General features: G+C 68.7%; 17 protein-coding genes and 1 tRNA gene. 13 read left to right on the top strand and 5 right to left on the bottom strand.

Annotated features, from left to right (window positions below; translation table 11 throughout):
* The first annotated feature begins 145 nt into the window (after nucleotides 1–145).
* Entirely contained in the window at nucleotides 146–382 is a 237-nt protein-coding gene (locus AC1DCJ_RS01745; protein WP_141058647.1) for a hypothetical protein, read from the top strand.
* Nucleotides 383–446: 64 nt separating this feature from the next.
* Here the strand turns inward: AC1DCJ_RS01745 and AC1DCJ_RS01740 are convergent, their stop codons facing one another.
* Together AC1DCJ_RS01740 and AC1DCJ_RS01735 are read right to left on the bottom strand one after the other, a co-directional pair.
* A complete protein-coding gene (locus AC1DCJ_RS01740) occupies nucleotides 447–1466 on the bottom strand; it encodes a 4Fe-4S dicluster domain-containing protein (protein ID WP_478070122.1) in 1020 nt (339 codons plus the stop codon).
* A gap of 74 nt (nucleotides 1467–1540) precedes the next feature.
* Nucleotides 1541–1837, bottom strand: coding sequence for a hypothetical protein (locus AC1DCJ_RS01735; protein ID WP_038689212.1), 297 nt, complete (start codon nucleotides 1835–1837; stop codon nucleotides 1541–1543).
* A gap of 136 nt (nucleotides 1838–1973) precedes the next feature.
* Here AC1DCJ_RS01735 and AC1DCJ_RS01730 point away from each other — a divergent pair, with 136 nt between their 5' ends.
* The 6 genes from AC1DCJ_RS01730 (at nucleotide 1974) to AC1DCJ_RS01705 (ending at nucleotide 6835) form a co-directional block, all read left to right on the top strand.
* Nucleotides 1974–2411, top strand: coding sequence for a group III truncated hemoglobin (locus tag AC1DCJ_RS01730; protein WP_313243798.1), 438 nt, complete (start codon nucleotides 1974–1976; stop codon nucleotides 2409–2411).
* A 44-nt stretch (nucleotides 2412–2455) separates the two neighbouring features.
* A complete protein-coding gene (hemN, locus tag AC1DCJ_RS01725; RefSeq protein WP_478069934.1) occupies nucleotides 2456–3865 on the top strand; it encodes an oxygen-independent coproporphyrinogen III oxidase in 1410 nt (469 codons plus the stop codon).
* Between the two features lie 67 nt (nucleotides 3866–3932).
* Entirely contained in the window at nucleotides 3933–4895 is a 963-nt protein-coding gene (locus AC1DCJ_RS01720) for a hypothetical protein (protein ID WP_478069933.1), read from the top strand.
* A 53-nt stretch (nucleotides 4896–4948) separates the two neighbouring features.
* A tRNA-Leu gene (locus tag AC1DCJ_RS01715) sits at nucleotides 4949–5035 on the top strand.
* Nucleotides 5036–5119: 84 nt separating this feature from the next.
* Complete coding sequence (locus AC1DCJ_RS01710) at nucleotides 5120–5824, top strand: glutathione S-transferase family protein (protein ID WP_478069932.1); 705 nt, start codon at nucleotides 5120–5122, stop codon at nucleotides 5822–5824.
* A 36-nt stretch (nucleotides 5825–5860) separates the two neighbouring features.
* A complete protein-coding gene (locus AC1DCJ_RS01705; RefSeq protein ID WP_478069931.1) occupies nucleotides 5861–6835 on the top strand; it encodes a hypothetical protein in 975 nt (324 codons plus the stop codon).
* Nucleotides 6836–6844: 9 nt separating this feature from the next.
* Here the strand turns inward: AC1DCJ_RS01705 and AC1DCJ_RS01700 are convergent, their stop codons facing one another.
* On the bottom strand, nucleotides 6845–7189 hold the full coding sequence (locus AC1DCJ_RS01700) for a phosphohydrolase (RefSeq protein ID WP_478069930.1): 345 nt from the start codon (nucleotides 7187–7189) through the stop codon (nucleotides 6845–6847).
* A gap of 214 nt (nucleotides 7190–7403) precedes the next feature.
* Between AC1DCJ_RS01700 and AC1DCJ_RS01695 the strand changes: the two genes are divergently transcribed.
* The 5 genes from AC1DCJ_RS01695 to AC1DCJ_RS01675 all read left to right on the top strand — a co-directional run bounded on the left by AC1DCJ_RS01695 (nucleotide 7404) and on the right by AC1DCJ_RS01675 (nucleotide 12723).
* Nucleotides 7404–8420 carry a TraB/GumN family protein gene (locus AC1DCJ_RS01695; RefSeq protein WP_478069929.1) on the top strand — a complete coding sequence of 339 codons (1017 nt, stop codon included), beginning with the start codon at nucleotides 7404–7406 and terminating at the stop codon, nucleotides 8418–8420.
* 112 nt (nucleotides 8421–8532) lie between these two features.
* Complete coding sequence (locus tag AC1DCJ_RS01690) at nucleotides 8533–8988, top strand: BLUF domain-containing protein (protein ID WP_478069928.1); 456 nt, start codon at nucleotides 8533–8535, stop codon at nucleotides 8986–8988.
* 295 nt (nucleotides 8989–9283) lie between these two features.
* Nucleotides 9284–10570, top strand: a complete 1287-nt coding sequence (locus AC1DCJ_RS01685) for a nucleotide sugar dehydrogenase (protein ID WP_478069927.1) — start codon at nucleotides 9284–9286, stop codon at nucleotides 10568–10570.
* 30 nt (nucleotides 10571–10600) lie between these two features.
* Nucleotides 10601–12223 carry an FMN-binding glutamate synthase family protein gene (locus AC1DCJ_RS01680; RefSeq protein WP_141058656.1) on the top strand — a complete coding sequence of 541 codons (1623 nt, stop codon included), beginning with the start codon at nucleotides 10601–10603 and terminating at the stop codon, nucleotides 12221–12223.
* Nucleotides 12223–12723: a GNAT family N-acetyltransferase gene (locus tag AC1DCJ_RS01675; protein WP_478069926.1), complete on the top strand. Its 501-nt coding sequence runs from the start codon at nucleotides 12223–12225 to the stop codon at nucleotides 12721–12723. The genes AC1DCJ_RS01680 and AC1DCJ_RS01675 overlap by 1 nt, the downstream gene beginning before the upstream one ends.
* 165 nt (nucleotides 12724–12888) lie before the next feature.
* On the opposite strand, the gene AC1DCJ_RS01670 is transcribed toward AC1DCJ_RS01675, so the two are convergent.
* Together AC1DCJ_RS01670 and AC1DCJ_RS01665 are read right to left on the bottom strand one after the other, a co-directional pair.
* A complete protein-coding gene (locus tag AC1DCJ_RS01670; protein WP_478069925.1) occupies nucleotides 12889–14136 on the bottom strand; it encodes a TIGR03862 family flavoprotein in 1248 nt (415 codons plus the stop codon).
* 9 nt (nucleotides 14137–14145) lie between these two features.
* On the bottom strand, nucleotides 14146–14586 hold the full coding sequence (locus tag AC1DCJ_RS01665; protein ID WP_137189118.1) for an FKBP-type peptidyl-prolyl cis-trans isomerase: 441 nt from the start codon (nucleotides 14584–14586) through the stop codon (nucleotides 14146–14148).
* A 64-nt stretch (nucleotides 14587–14650) separates the two neighbouring features.
* On the opposite strand from AC1DCJ_RS01665, the gene AC1DCJ_RS01660 reads away from it, so the two are divergent.
* Nucleotides 14651–15016: a DUF6164 family protein gene (locus AC1DCJ_RS01660; RefSeq protein WP_038689187.1), complete on the top strand. Its 366-nt coding sequence runs from the start codon at nucleotides 14651–14653 to the stop codon at nucleotides 15014–15016.
* The last annotated feature ends 10 nt before the right edge of the window (nucleotides 15017–15026 follow it).

Raw genomic sequence — 15026 nt, 5'->3', positions numbered from 1 at the left:
CGATTCAGCGATGTCCTCGCCAAACTGCCTCCTGCCGGTTGACTTGGTGCGAGGACCGTGCAAATTTTAGGTGAAGCGCAAGTGAACCTGTACGACGCAGGGTGGTAGCGCGTCTCCGATGCAAGGCAAGTCCAAGGGAGGTCGTATGCATTACGACGTACATGACTTGGCAAATGGCGTGCGCACCGAGCTGGAAGCCAGTTACAGCAAGCATGGCTGCGGCCCGGAATTCTGGACCACCTACCAGCAGGTGCTGGAGCGGTTGGTGCCCAAAGGGCGCAGCCGTACCCAGGTCACCAACGAATTGGCATTGATCATCGAGCAGTTGGGGATCGTGCGGCGCGCGCAGATGGTGCCGCCACGCAGTAGCCGCCTGCGCTGAGTTTCCGGTCGGGGGACCGGTGCCATTCGGGGGAATGGCGGCCGTGGGGCAAGGGATCAGGGGTCTATAGCCGATGCAGTCCGACACCCAGCAGCACCAGCAGGGTGATCAGTGCTGTGAGCGTGCGTGGCCGCAGCCAGCGGGTGCGGCGCTGCTGCATGTGGGCCGTGCTGGCATGGCGGAGCAGGCCGGCCGGGAACTGCCACGCGCGCATCTGCGTGTTGCAGGCGTCCACGCAGGCACCGCAGGCGATGCAGTCCACGTGTGGCCCACTGCGCACATCCAAGGCCATCGGACACGCCGCCACGCAGGCACCGCAATCCACGCAGTCGCCGAGCCGGTCGGCCGGGAAGTGCGGCATCGGCCCGGCCAGGGCCGGATGGGCGGCGCGGAAGGCGTAGTCGCTGGCGCTGACCGCATCGAGCAGGCCACGGCCGCGCTGCATCACCGCGCCCAGCCCGTGCGCACGCGGCCCCCTCGGTTCGCCACGGCGTGCGTCGTACTGCACCTGCGGGGTGTCCGCGTCACACAGGCTCGGGCAGATCCGCGCGAACGGGCACAGGTCGATGCACACCTGCTGGCGCAGGAAGCCGGCGTTGCCCCAGGTGGCCAGCGCGTAGAACGCCACCCAGAAGGTTTCCCAGCCGCTCCAGGCTGGCGGCCACAGCGTGCCGACCAACGTCTGCATCGGGCTGAACAGGCCCACGAAGGTCACCCCGGTCCACAGCGCCACCACCGCCCACAGCAGGTGTTTGGTCGCGCGCGCCAGCACAGGCTGGCGCAGGTGGCGCGCCGTGGCCTGCTCGATCCAGCGGAACAGACGGCTCCACAGGGTCTGCGGGCAGCCGTGGCCGCACCACACCCGCCCCGCCAGGGAGGTCAGCAGCACCAGGCTGGTGGCCATCACCGCCAGCAGGCCAAGCAGAACCCCGAGGTCCTGCGGCCACAGGGTCAGCCCGAACAGGTCGAAGCGGCGCCCGGGCAGGTCGAACAGCAGCGCCTGGCGACCGTTCCAGCGCAGCCACGGCAGCGCGTAGAAGGCAGCCAATAAGGCGGCCGACAGCAGCGGACGCCAGTGCGGCATGCGTCGCCCGCGCGGCGGCGGAAGCGGTGGCGGTGCAGGGTCGACCAGGTGCAGGTGAAGGCGGGCTGGCATGGTCACCCCAGCTGCTCGTCGTCGTCATCGCGGCGCGGCGGCCGTGACAGGTACCAGGTCAGGCCACTGGCGGCGGCGGTCACCGCCCAGAACATGAAAAAGCCCAGCGTGTAGCCCAGCTCACGGCTCAGCGCGTGCTGCGGAAAGCTGATGTCGCGCAGCTGCAGCGGATCGACAATGGCAAAGAACACCATGCTGGCCAGGCCAGCGGCGACGAAGCTGGGCCACAGGATGGCGCCCCATTGCTGGATCAACAGCCGGCGGCGGCGGGCCCCGGGTGGGTCGTGCAGGTCGGTCATTGCAGCCACGGTCAGTGTTTGACTCACAGACTAGGGCGCACGATCTGCGCCGACATTGATCCTGATCAAGAGGCCGCGCCACCCGCGCGCGCATGCTCGGCACCACGCAGTACCCCATCAGCCGCAGAGGAACCGCATGCAGCATCCGCCCGTCACCGCGTTGCCCACGCCATCGCTGGACCTGTGCAGCGAGCAGGAGGTCACCCGGCTGGTGCACGATTTCTACGCGCGTGTGCGCGACGAGCCGCGCCTGGCCCCGGTGTTCACCGCCCGCGTGCACGACTGGGATGCGCACCTGGCGCAGCTGGTCGATTTCTGGTCGGCGATGCTGCGTGGTACGCGCCGCTTCAACGGCGCGCCGATGCCCAAGCACATGGCCATGGACGAACTGGACCGCGACCTGTTCGACCGCTGGCTGCAGCTGTTCCGCCAGACCACCGCCGAATGCGCCAACCCGCCGATGCAGCGCCTGGCCGATGATGTGGCCACGCGGATCGCCGATACCTTCTGGCGCCGCTTCCAGATGCTGCGCTGGCCGCAGCTGCCGATCGCCGGCGCCGCGCGCCTGGATTGATCTGGCTCAATGCGCGTGGGGCCGCCGGCGCGCACGCTGGCGGCATGGACATCACCTCGCCTGCTGCCGCCGGGCTTGCCTGGCACTTCGACCCGGACCTGCTGCGCCGCCACGACCGGCCCGGCCCGCGCTACACCTCCTATCCGGCCGCACCGCATTTTCACGACGGCTTCGGCGCGCATGCGCTGCGCGCGGCCATCGGCGCCAGCAATGCCAGCGCCCGGCCGTTGTCGCTGTATGTGCATGTGCCGTACTGCAGCAGCCCGTGCTTCTACTGTGGCTGCAACCGGGTGATCACCCGCGATCACAGCAAGGGCGTGGCTTACGTGGCGCGCGTGCTGAGCGAAGCGGACCAGATCGCGCCGCTGTTTGATGACGCGCGCGAGGTGATCCAACTGCACCTCGGTGGCGGCACCCCCAACTTCCTCGCCGCCGCGCAGCTGCGCGAACTGGTGGATGGTCTGCGCGAGCGGTTCCGCTTCAGCACCGCCGCGCACCGTGATTTCTCCATTGAACTGGACCCGCGTTTCGTCAGCCCTGACGACATCGCCACGCTGGCCGCGCTTGGTTTCAACCGGGCCAGCCTCGGCATCCAGGATTTCGACCCGGTGGTGCAGCGGGCGATCAACCGCGAGCAGGGGGTCGAGCCAACCCTGGAGATCCTGCGCGCCTGCCGTGCGCACGGCCTGCGCTCGGTCAACGTGGACCTGATCTACGGCTTGCCACACCAGACCCCGGCCGGCTTCGCGCAGACCCTGGAAACGGTGTTGCGCGAGCGGCCGGACCGGCTGGCCGTCTATGGCTATGCGCACCTGCCGCACCTGTTCAAGGCGCAACGGCAGATCTCCGATGCGGCGCTGCCCGGCCCGGAGCAGAAGCTGGCCCTGTTGGGGCTGGCGGTGCGCCGCCTGTCGCTGGCCGGCTACCAGTACGTGGGCATGGACCATTTCGCCCTTCCCGACGAAGACCTGTCGCAGGCACAGCGTGCCGGTCACCTGCACCGCAATTTCATGGGGTACACCACCCATGCCGACACCGATCTGGTGGGGCTTGGCGCCAGCGCCATCAGCCATATCGGCGACAGCTACAGCCAGAACCCGCGCGACCTGCCGGGCTGGGAAGCGGCGGTGGATGCCGGGCGGTTGCCGGTGTGGCGCGGCCTGCAGCTGGATGCCGACGACGTGGTGCGCGCCGAACTGATCGGCCAGCTGATGTGCCAGGGCGAGGTGGACGGTCGCGCGCTGGCCACGCGCCATGGGCTGGATTTCGACGGCTATTTCGCCGATGCGCTGGTGGCGTTGCAGGCCTTGCAGCACGATGGCCTGGCCGAGTACGCCGACGGCGTGGTGCGCGCCACCGAGCGTGGCCGCCCGCTGCTGCGGCTGCTGGCGATGTGCTTTGATCGCTACCTGGCGCGGCCGGATCAGCCGGTACGCTACTCGCGCGCCATCTGAGGGCCGGTCATCGGCGCGGTGATGCGCGTGTAGTACCCTCCGCTGGCCTCGGCCAGTGGAGTGCTGCATGAAGAAGATGCTGTATTTCTGGGCAGCGTACCTGCTGTTTTTCGCTCTTCCGTTCCCGTGCATCCTGTACTACAGCATCGGTTATCCAGTCGATGCGGCCGAGCGAACATCGCCCGCCGTGGCCACCGTGTGGCTGGCATTGTCGATCCTGCTGTGGGCGCTGGTGGCGGCGGCCTATGTGCATACGCTGTTGCGGGCGCCGTTCCGCGCACAGGCGCGCACCCGGGCGATCCAGCGTGCGGCGATCCGCCGCCGCGCCCGCGTGGTGCAGGCGCAGGACACCGGGCGGCTGATGCGGGGCTGGCGGGTGTGGAACCTGACCCTGGCCTTCGACAATCTGTCCGGCACGCCGATCCAGGACCAGATGCTGGCGGTGGACAGCCAACCGCAGCTGCAGCGGTTCGTGGTCGACAACCAGCTCGATGCGCTGCTCAGCGATGATCCGGGCGGGTATCCCAACGTGGTGCTGGAAGGGGCGATGCCGGAGATCGACCGGGGTCGGCTGCTGCGCCGCGCGTTGATCGGCGTGGTGCTGCTGGCTGCGCTGGTGGCCTACTACGCCTGGTGCTGGAACGACCCGGGGCAGGGGAACGGGCAGGGCTGGACGTTCCTGGCCCCGTGGCATCCGCTGCTGGTCATGCCGGCCTGCCTGTGCGGTTATCTGGTGCTGGGCCGCCTGTTCACCCGCATGGTGGGGATCGACCGGCGCGCCGAAGCCCTCCACTACCGCGGTATCGGGGTCGAGGCGCGGGTGCTGCACGTGCACCAGACGGGGACCGAGGTCAACGCCCAGCCGGAGCTGGCGTTCCAGCTGGCCTTCGAGGACCGGCAGGGCAGCACCCAAACGGCCACCGTGCGCAAGGTGGTGAGCCTGCTGGACCTGCCGCGGGTACCACGGGAGCGCGCGCGCATTCTGTACCACCCCGATGACCCGTCGCAGGTGCTGATGCCGGACCTCTGAAACGCCCGTGCATTCCCAAACCGGGCGCGATCAGGCACCCTATGCCCCGCGTTGCCCGGATGGCGAAACTGGTAGACGCATCGGACTTAAAATCCGCCGGAGGCAACTCCATGCCGGTTCGATTCCGGCTCCGGGCACCAACGCTGGACAGGCGGCGCAATGCCGCCGGGTCCGCGCCGAATACCGTTAGCATGGGCGCTCCCTTGCCAGCCTGCGCCGCCGCCATGCTTACGCTCCATATCGGCAACAAGAACTACTCGTCCTGGTCGATGCGTCCGTGGGTGCTGATGGCCCAGGCCGGCATTGCGTTCGATGAAGTGCTGCTGCGGTTCGACAGCTTCGAGCCTGGCTCGCAGTTCAAGCGGCAGGCCATGGCGCTGTCGCCGTCGGGCACGGTGCCGGTGCTGGTGGATGGCGACCTGGTGGTGTGGGACACGCTGGCGATCGCCGAGTACCTGGCCGAACGTTTCCCCGACCGCGCGCTGTGGCCGCAGGCGGTGGAGGCGCGTGCCCTGGCGCGCAGCGTGTGCGCGCACATGCACAGCGGATTCGGCGCGCTGCGCCAGCACTTTCCGATGAACATCGAAGCCACGTTGCCGGAGGTGGGCGCGCGCGTGCTGCGCGAGCAGCCGGCCGTTGTCGACGACCTGCAACGCCTGCAGGCGCTGTGGGAACGCCTGCTGGCGCGCCACGACGGCCCATTGTTGTTCGACCCGTTCAGCATTGCCGATGCCTTCTTCGCGCCGGTCGTGATGCGCCTGAAGACCTATGCGCTGCCGGTCAGCCCGCGCGTGCAGCGCTACATGGAGGCGGTGCTGGCCTTGCAGGGCGTGCAGCAGTGGGTGGCCGGCGCGCTGGCCGAACACGACTTCCGCCCGTTCGAAGAGCCGTACCGGCAGGCGCCGGACGCGCGCGACGGCGGTGAATGACCTTTGCCGGTGCACCACCGTGCGTGCGGCGCAGTGATGAACCTGGACGCATTGTTCAACCAGCGCATCGCCGCGTTCGTGGCGGGTGGGCCGCCTGCGCGCGCGCCGGGGCCGCTGTTCCATGTCGAGGATGACGGGCAGCCCGGGCGTTGGCACCTGTCGGCCCGTGACCACCGTGGCCGTCCGATCGCACTGGTGCGCTGGCATGACGTGATCCGGGTACCTGCGTTGGCGCGCCGCATGCGCGACCGTGGCTACACCGATGCCGATATGTATGCGCTGCTGCTCGTGCTGACGCGGGCGGCCAACCTGTTTGCCATCGACGCCGGGCAGCGCAGCAACAAGGACTACGCCCTGTTCGGCCACGTGTTGCACCTGTTGACGTTGACGCAGCAGACAGACGCGCACCTGGCACTGCGCCAGCATGCGCTGTACTTCCTGCTGTTCGAGCTGGACGTCGATGATGAAGCGCGGGACCGCGTCCAGTTCGGCGAAGGACGCCTGCTGTTCCATGCTGAGCGGCTGGGCCCACGCCCGCTGTCGGTCGTTGTCGGCGCGATGTATGAGTGTCTGACCCTTCCTCGCCGGCGTTTCGCGCCGTTCCTGGAGGTGGCCCGCGCGTTCCACCTGGGCTGGGTGCACTGGCTGGAAACGCCAGCGCCGCCGCCCTGGCGCCTGGCACTGGACGCACCCCATGTAGCCCTCGCGCATCCGGATGTCTTCCTGGCCACGCTGCGCGATGACGAAACGCGCATCTTCGACGCGCTGCTCGATGCCACGTCACCCCGGGCGAGTCCGGCGGCGGGATGGGTGTCCCGCCTTGTGCTGATGCACTACGGTCTGCACGTGCTGCGCCACACGCCCGAGGCGGTGCTGCGGCTGCGCGACTACGTGGGCGACCCGACGCGCTTCTCGCAGGTGCTGTGCGCGCTGGTCACGCAGGGCGCGGTGCCGGACCGGGGCCGGTTCGATGCGCTGGGTCTGAGCAGCTGTCTCGTCCCCGCCGCATGACCGCGCCGGTCAGTTCGCGGCGGGTACCGGGCCCGCACCCAGGGCCAGCAGGGCGTGTGCATATTTCTGCGTCAACCGCTGCGACACCGCCGCGGGCAGGTACTGCAGGCGCGCCGGATCGCTGTTGTCGGCAATGTCGGCAAGCTTGACCTTCCGCGCCAGCGGGTTGCGTGCGATGGCGGCGTAGTAGTCGTCTGCCAGCACCTCCTCGCGCCGGGTGAGGCAGGCGACCGCCGCACGGATGTGGGCGGGGAACTGGGCCACCTCGGCCGCGAAGTCCGGGCAGTCTTCCACCACGTCGTGCAGCCAGGCCACCGCCTCGGCGTCGGCGTCGCCCCGCACACGCGCGGCCACACGCGCGACATGACCGATGTACGGGTGGCCGGCCTTGTCGATCTGGCTGGCATGGGCGCGGCGCGCGAGCGCCTCGGCACTGCGAAGGGTATCGATGGCGCATTCTCCTGGGGACCGATGGCTCCATTATGCGGGCGTCGGCCAAACGCAAACTTTACGCAGGCGCGTCGAGGTCCCCGTAGGCTGCGTTCGACCCCAACACAGGCAAGGCAGCATGGCGAGCGCGGCACGGGCAGGGAAGGCGGTGGCGGTACTGGCGATGGCGTTGTGGTGCGCGGCTGGCGCGCAGGCCCAGGCCCCTACGGGTGGGCCGACGGTGGTCGATCTGGCGCCGGTGGTGGTATCCGGTGTGCAGCCCGGTCCGGGCATGTGGAAGGTGACCGGCAGCGACGGCCATGCACTCTGGATTCTGGGCACGGTGTCACCGTTGCCGGCCAAGCTGGACTGGCGTGCCGATGAAGTCCAGGCGGTGATCGCCAGCGCCGATGAAGTGCTGGGGCCCCCCGGCTGGACGGTGGACGCCGACATCGGGCTGTTCAGGGGATTGACCCTGCTGCCCTCGGCGATGAAGGCCGCGCACGATCCGCAGGGCCGGCGCCTGGACGAGATCCTGCCGGCGGCGCTGTATGCACGCTGGCTGCCGCTCAAACAGCGCTACATGGGGCGCGACCGCGGCGTGGAGAAGGACCGTCCGCTGGTGGCGGCGGCCCGCCTGTACGGCGATGCATTGAAGTCGGTGGGGCTTGGCGGCAGCAAGCCGATGACCCGCGTGCTGGAGAAGGCCTACAAGGCACGGGGCCTGAAGCCGGTGCCGACCCGGGTGACGATCCGGGTGGAGGACCCGCGCGCGGCGCTGAAGGAAATGCGGGGCAGCACGCTGGCCGATGCCGCGTGCTTCCAGCGCACGCTGGATGTGGTGGAACACCAGCTGCCGCTGCTGGTGGAGCGGGCCAACGCCTGGGCGGTAGGCGACACCGGGGCGCTGCAGCAACTGGCGGTGCAGAGTCAGTACGACGCCTGCGTGGGGGCGATTGCCGACAGCGAGGTTGGGCGCCGTCGTGGCCTGGCCGGGGTGGACAAGCAGGCGGCGGACAAATGGGTGCAGATGGCGCGGGCCGCGCTGGGGCGCAACGCAACCACCTTCGCGGTGGTGCCGGTGGCGTTGCTGGTGCAGCCCGGTGGCTATCTGGCGCGCCTGGAGCAGGCCGGGTTCGAGGTCCAGGCGCCCTGAGCCTGCGACACACGGACGCACGCCTGCGGGTGCCGTGGCGCCCCGTCATCATCTATCTACACATGCAGGTTCGTGGCATAGTCCAAGCAGTTCTCAGGGGAGTTCTGACTGCATGCCGTTGCGTGCGATCGCCTACACCAGCGTCGCCTTCGAAGGGATTCAAGCATCGGATATCGATCGCATCCTTGCCGCGGCGACAAGCTTCAACAAGGTCGCCGGGGTCACCGGCGTGCTCATGTTCGACGGCACCCGTTTCCTGCAGTATTTCGAAGGCCCCGAAGACGGCGTCGATTCGGTGTACCAGCGTGTCCTGAATTCGCGCAGCCATCTTTTCCTGCGTGAGCTGGCACGTGGCTCGGTCCTGACCCGCCACTTCCCGCGGTGGACGATGGCGTCGGCGGCGATCGAACCGCAGGTACTGATCGGCATGATCGAGACCGCATGGGAAGGCTTCAGCCCGGCAGCGCCGATCGAAGGCCAAGGCCGGGTGGGGTTCGCCCGCCTGCTTGAACTGTGGACCGGGGTGTCCGGTGAACTGGAGCCGGCGGCGGTCATGCTGGGCTCGTAACGCAACTGTTCGTTCCCCGTAACAAGAACATCACGGGTCCGCGCCTACTATCTCTCTACCAGCTGTGACCGGTCCTGCGGAAACTCCGCCAGGCTGTCTGAAAGGGTAGTAACCGCAGCTGGACCATTTTGTTGGCCGTCGTCCGTACTCTCCGCGGACGGCGGCTTTGTTCTTTGTGGCACGCGGCTTCCCGCGTTAGGCTGTGCCATTCGTTTCCCGGCGCCGCCCCCATGAGTCCTTCCGCCCCATTGCCGCCCCCCACCTGCACCTGCTGCCTACCTCAGGGGCGCGGCTGATGGTCGTTGGGGCAGGCGCTGCGGATGCGCCACGTATCGCGGTGATCGGGCTTGGCTACGTCGGTTTGCCGTTGGCCGTTGCGTTCGGCGCCCGTCAGCCAACACTCGGGTTCGACATCGACCACGCGCGGGTGGAGGAGCTCCAGCGTGGCCATGACCACACCCTGGAAATGGAGCCGCACGAGCTTGCCGCGGCACGGCACGCCCGCTACACCGCCGACCCCGCCGAACTGGCCGCGTGCACCATTTACATCGTCACGGTGCCCACGCCGATCGATGCGCTGGAGCAGCCGGACCTGGGTCCGTTGCGAAGCGCCTCGTCGCTGATCGCCGCCGTGCTCAAGCCGGGCGACCTGGTGATCTACGAATCCACCGTCTACCCGGGGACCACCGAGGAAGTGTGCGTGCCGCTGCTGGAAGCCGGTTCCGGGCTGCGGTTCAACCACGATTTCCATTGCGGCTACAGCCCCGAGCGGATCAATCCCGGTGACCGCCAGCGCCGCCTGCCCGACATCCGCAAGATCACCTCCGGTTCGACCCCCGAGATCGCCGCGCGGGTCGATGCGCTGTACGCGACCATCATCACCGCCGGCACGTGGCCGGCGCCGTCGATCCGCGTGGCCGAAGCGGCCAAAGTGATCGAGAACATCCAGCGCGACGTCAACATCGCGCTGGTCAACGAGCTGGCGCTGATCTTCGACCGGCTCGGCATCGATACCCAGGACGTGCTCGATGCAGCGGGCAGCAAATGGAATTTCCTGCCGTTCCGGCCGGGCCTGGTTGGCGGCCATTGCATCGGCGTGGATCCCTACTACCTGTTGCACAAGTCCGAAAGCATGGGCTACCACCCGGACCTGATCCACACCGCGCGGCAGGTCAACAACCGGGTCGGTGCGCATGTGGCGCAACGCGTGCTGGCGCTGCTGGCGGGGCGCGGCACGTCGCCAGCCGCTGCGCGCATTCTGGTGCTGGGCGTGACCTTCAAGGAAAACTGCCCGGACCTGCGCAACAGCCGCGCGCTGGAGCTGGCGCAGTCGCTGCAGGCGGCCGGTGCGCGGGTGGACGTGCAGGACCCGTGGGTCGGGCCGGCGGTGTTGGCCGGCAGCGGCGTGCACTGGGTGGAGCGGGCCGATCCCGGTGCGTTCGATGCCGTGGTGCTGGCCGTGGCCCACGACGAGTTCCGTGCGTTCGACGCGGCCACCATCCGCGCACTGCTCACCCCAGACGGGGTGGTGTACGACGTCAAATCGGTCTGGCCACGGGACGTTGTCGACGACCGGTTGTAGACTCGAATGCGTTATTGATCGAGGAAAGCCATGCATCGTTACCTGGTCTACGTGCTCGCCATCCTGTTGTTGCCCGTCTGCCTGTGGCTGGCCACGATCTGGCCCGCCTGGTATTGGGGCGTCGGCGGCACCCTCGCGGTGGTGGTGCTGGGCACCTGGGACCTGTTGCAGAAGCGCAGCACGCTGCGCCGCAACTACCCGGTGATGGCGCATTTCCGCTACGGGCTGGAGTCGATCGGCCCGGAGATCCGCCAGTATTTCGTGCAGAGCGACCTGGAGGACGTGCCGTTCTCGCGGCAGCAGCGCGCACTGATCTACCAGCGCTCCAAGAACGAAATGGACGTGGTGCCGTTCGGTACGTTGCGCAGCACCTATGCGGTGGACTACGAGTGGATCAACCATTCGCTGGCCCCCACCGAGATCGCGCACAGCGATTTCCGCGTGCTGATCGGCCCCAATTGCGCCAAGCCGTATTCGGCCAGCGTGTTCAACATCTCGGCGATGAGCTTCGGCTCGCTGTCGGCCAACGCAATCCGTGCCCTCAACGAGGGCGCGCGCCGCGGCAGTTTCTACCACGACACCGGCGAAGGTTCGATCTCGCCCTATCACCGCGAGATGGGCGGCGACCTGGTGTGGGAAATCGGCTCGGGCTACTTCGGCTGCCGCGATGACGCGGGCGGTTTCAGCGAAGAGAAGTTCGTGGCCAATGCCAACACCGATCAGGTGAAGATGATCGAGATCAAGCTGTCCCAGGGCGCCAAGCCCGGCCATGGCGGCGTGCTGCCGGCGGCCAAGGTCAGCGCGGAAATCTCGGTCACCCGTGGCGTGCCGATGGGTGTGGACTGCGTGTCGCCGTCCAAGCACTCGGCGTTCAGCACGCCGGTGGAGCTGCTGCAGTTCGTGGCGCGCCTGCGCGAGTTGAGCGGTGGCAAGCCGGTCGGGTTCAAGCTGGCCATCGGCCATCCGTGGGAGTGGTTCGGCATTGCCAAGGCGATGCATGAGACCCAGCTGCTGCCGGACTTCATCGTGGTCGACGGTGCCGAAGGCGGTACCGGTGCGGCACCGGCCGAGTTCATCGACCACGTCGGCGTGCCGATGCACGAAGCGCTGCTGCTGGTCCACAACACGCTGGTCGGCCTGGACCTGCGCGACCGGATCAAGGTGGGTGCGGCTGGCAAGGTCACCAGTGCGTTCGAGATCGCGCGCACCATCGCGTTGGGCGCGGACTGGTGCAATGCCGGGCGCGGCTTCATGTTCGCGCTGGGCTGCATCCAGTCGCTGAGCTGCCACAGCGACAAATGCCCCACCGGCATCGCCACCCAGGACCCGCACCGCTGGCGCCACCTGGATGCGGCCGACAAGGCTACCCGCGTGCACAGTTACCACGACAACACCGTGCGCGCGCTGCGCGACCTGCTGTGCGCGGCCGGCTTGAACCACCCGTCCGAACTGGGCCCGGAGCACATCCTGCGCCGGGTATCGCCGGTGGAGATCCGCTCGCTGGCGTCCTTGTACCGGTACCTGGCGCCGGGTGAACTACTGCGGCAGGTGCCCGACCACGCGGTGTTCCATGATTACTGGAGCGACGCGCGCAGCGATTCGTTCCAGCCGCCGGCGCGGATCCAGGCGCTGCGCACGAGCAAGTCGCGATGATGGCTGGAACAGTTCGTGATGGCGGGGCTGCCGGGCAGAGCCCGGCGCTACGGGTGGGGACGGCCGAGGAGGCCGAGCGGCTGTGGGGGCTGCGCACCCGCTGCGTGCGTGACCTGTGCAGCACGGCGTACCCGCCCGAGGTGATCGCGCCGTGGGCGGCCTCGCCGCCGCCGGCGCAGTACGCTGGGCTGATCGCGCAGGGCGGCTGCGTGGTCGCCGAGGACGGGGCAGGGCAGCTGCTGGGCTACGGCATCCTCGACATGGCTGGCAATGAAATCGATGCGCTGTTCGTCGACCCCGACTGCGGCGGGCGTGGCATTGGCCAGGCCTTGATGCAGGCCCTGCAGGCCTTGGCCGATCCGGACAGGCCGCTGGTTCTGTCGGCCTCGCTCAATGCGGTCCCGTTCTACCAGCGCTGCGGCTTCCGCGCGCTGCGCGAGGAAACCTATCCGCATCCCAGCGGCGTCGCACTCGCCTCGGTGCGCATGCAACGCCCCTGACCCGGTAGTGCCGGCCGCTGGCCGGCTCCCCGCGGTGCCCGTGATGCAAGGTAGTGCCGGCCGCTGGCCGGCTCCTCGTGGTGCCCATGGATCTGCATGGAGCCGGCCAGCGGCCGGCACTACCGTTTCAACGCGGCCCGTTACCGGCGTTTCAACGCGGCCCGCTTACCGGGCCTGCAGGTACTCGATCACGCCGCGCCCGGCGCGCAGCCCGCTGGCAAAGCAGGCGGTCAGCAGGTAGCCGCCGGTGGGTGCTTCCCAATCCAGCATCTCGCCAGCGCAGAATGTGCCTGGCATCTGCCGCAGCATCAGCTGCGCGTCCAGCGCCTCCAGGCGGACGCCGCCGGCGGTGCTGATCACCTCGGCCATCGGGCGCGGGCGCAGCAGCGACAGCGGCAGCCGCTTCAACGCGGCGGCGATGCGGTCGGCCGGCAACTGGCCGGCGTCCTTGCCCAGCACTTCGAACAGCAGCGCCGACTTGACCCCGCCCAGACCCAACTGGCGGCGCAGGTGCTCACCGAAGCTGCGGCCCTGGCGGGGGCGCTGCAGCTTGTCCAGCAGCTGCGCCTCGGTCTGGCCGGGCAGCAGGTCCAGATGCAGCGTCACCGCGCCATCGCGCGCGAGGGTGTCGCGCAGGTCGGCGGCCATCGCATAGATCAGGCTGCCTTCGATGCCATCGGCGCTGATCACGCATTCGCCCTGCAGCGTGCGTGGTTGACCGTCCAGCGCGATCCAATGGGCCACCAGCGGCTTCAACGGCGCACCAGCCTGGCGATCGCGGAAGTACGCGGTCCAGTCGACGTCAAAGCCGCAGTTGGCCGATTGCAGCGGCGCCATATCAATGCCGCGCGCGGCCAGCGGTGCCACCCATGCCGCATCCGAACCAAGCTGTGGCCAGCTGCCACCGCCCATCGCCAGGACCACGGCATCGGCCTGCACCGTGACCTCGCCCTCGGGCGTTTCAAAGCGCAGGGCACCGTCGTCTGCCCAGCCGGTCCAGCGATGCTGCACATGCAGGCGCACGCCCTGTTCCTTCAGGCGGCGCACCCAGCCGCGCAACAGCGGGGCGGCCTTGCGGTCCACCGGGAACACCCGGCCGGAACTGCCCACGTAGGTCTCCACACCGAAACCCAGCGCCCAGTCGCGCAGTGCCGGGCCATCGAAGTCGGCCAGCCATGCGCCCACCTCGCTGGCCCGCTCGCGGTAGCGCGCCACGAACACCTCGTGCGCATCGGAGTGGGTCAGGTTCAGGCCGCCTTTGCCGGCGATCAGGAACTTGCGCCCGGGCGAGCCTTTGGCTTCATACACATCGACCTGGTGGCCGGCGGCGCGCACGGTTTCGGCCGCCATCAGCCCGGCCGGGCCACCGCCGATGATCGCCACACGTCGTGGGGCAGTGCTGGAAAGGGTCATGCAGGCCAATCAGCGCGGAGTGACGTCGAGCAGCTCGACATCGAACACCAGCGACGAACCGGGCCGGATCGGGCCGGCACCCCGGTCGCCGTAGCCGTATTCGGCCGGAATCATCAGGGTGCGCTTGCCGCCCACCTTCATGCCGGCGAAGCCTTCGTCCCAGCCCTTGATGACCTGGCCCTTGCCGAGGTCGAAGCTGAAAGGCTCGCCACGGTCGACCGAGCTGTCGAACTTGTCGCCGTGCTTGTCGGCGGTGCGTTCGTCGTAGATCCAGCCGGTGTAATGCACGGTCACTTTGCTGCCGGGCGTGGCCTCGGCGCCGGTGCCCGGCTGGGTATCGATCTTCTCGAACTGCGCGATCGTGCCGCCCGGGGGCGGGCCGGGCGGGGTGCAGCCGGCAAGCGCCAGCAGCATCAGGGGGGCAAGCAGATAGGAGGGCAGGCGGCGCATGGCGGCTCCGGATCGCAAAAACGGGACGCAAGGGTAGCGCATCGCCGGGCGCTATCATGGGCGCATGTCGAAACTGCTGCTCAACCTGCGCAATGTCGCGGACGATGAAATCCAGGACGTGATCGCCCTGCTGGACCAGGCGGGCATCGCCCATTACCGCACCGAGCCCAGCCCGTGGGGGATCTCCTGGGGCGGGATCTGGATCCGTGACAACGAGGACCTGCCGCGGGCCAAGGCCGTGATGGCGCCCTACCAGGAGGCCCGCGGGGTACGCGTGCGGGCCGAGCGCGAGGCGGCGCTGCGCGATGGCACCGCCGAAACCTTCGGCAGCCTGTTGCAGCGCCGGCCGCTGTTCGTGGTCGCCGTGCTGCTGGGCATGGTTGCCGCAGCGGCGCTGGTGTTCCTGCCGTTCGTGCTGCTGCGCGGCTGAACCGCGGCGG

The sequence above is a fragment of the Stenotrophomonas sp. 10N36 genome (genome assembly GCF_056395005.1).
Note: the sequence above shows the minus strand (reverse complement) of the source record. Positions and strands in the feature narration are given on the sequence as shown.